Below are 1,003 nucleotides of genomic sequence, written 5' to 3' on the forward strand. Positions count from 1 at the left end.
CGGTCGAGTCCTCCGCGAACGGCTACCGGCTCGCGCGCGAGGCGTACGCGGCCTACCTGGAGGCGCAGCGCAGCCGCGACGTCGAGCCCGACACACCGCACGACAGGAACGAGCACCCATGACGCTGTCCACTCCTCAGACCGCCTACGCCTCCGCCAAGCTCCAGGGCACCGGAGTGGGACGCGGGCTGGCCCTCGGGCCGGTCCTGCGCATGCCGGAGCCGCTGCCCGAACCCGAGGACACCGCCAGCACCCGCAGCGTCGCCCAGGAGGAGGAGCGCGCCGTCTCGTCGCTCTCCGCCACCGCCGCGACGATCCGCCACCGCGGCGAGCGGGCCGGCGGCTCGGCGAAGGACGTCCTCGACGCCCAGGCCCTGATGGCCGAGGACCCGTCCCTCGCGGACGACGTCAAGGCGCGGATCGCCGGGGGCAAGACCGCGGAGCGCGCCGTGCACGAGGCCTTCGCCGGCTTCCGCGACCTGCTCGTGGCGATGGGCGGCTACATGGCCGAGCGCGCGACCGACCTCGACGACGTCTCGCAGCGCGTCGTGGCGCACCTGCGCGGCGTCGCCGCTCCCGGCGTCCCCGAGTCGGACGAGCCGTTCGTGCTCGTCGCCCGTGACCTCGCTCCGGCCGACACGGCGCTGCTCGACCTCGAGAAGGTCCTCGGTCTGATCACCAGCGACGGAGGACCGACCTCGCACACGGCGATCCTCGCCCGGGAGAAGTCGATCACCGCCATCGTCGGCACCACCGGCGCCCTCGACCTGCGGGACGGCCAGCTCGTCATCCTCGACGCCACCTCCGGCGTCGTGACGGTGAACCCCTCGGACGCCGAGATCGGCGCCGCGAAGTCCTCGATCGCCGAGCGCGCCGAGATGCTCGCCGCACCGGTCGTCCCCGGCGCGCTGGCAGACGGCCACGCCGTGCCGCTGCTCGCGAACCTCGGCTCGGCCGACGGCGCTGCGAACGCGGTCGAGCTCGGCGCCGAGGGAGTGGGGCTG

1 protein-coding gene is annotated in these 1,003 nt (G+C 74.6%); it reads left to right on the forward strand.

What is annotated here, in order from left to right; all coding sequences use genetic code 11:
* Window positions 1–118: 118 nt before the first annotated feature.
* The coding region (locus C5C54_RS17485; RefSeq protein ID WP_146078907.1) for a PEP-utilizing enzyme at window positions 119–1,003 on the forward strand (885 nt) is incomplete at its 3' end.

This window comes from Rathayibacter sp. AY1F2 (genome assembly GCF_002930885.1).
Taxonomy (GTDB): domain Bacteria; phylum Actinomycetota; class Actinomycetes; order Actinomycetales; family Microbacteriaceae; genus Rathayibacter.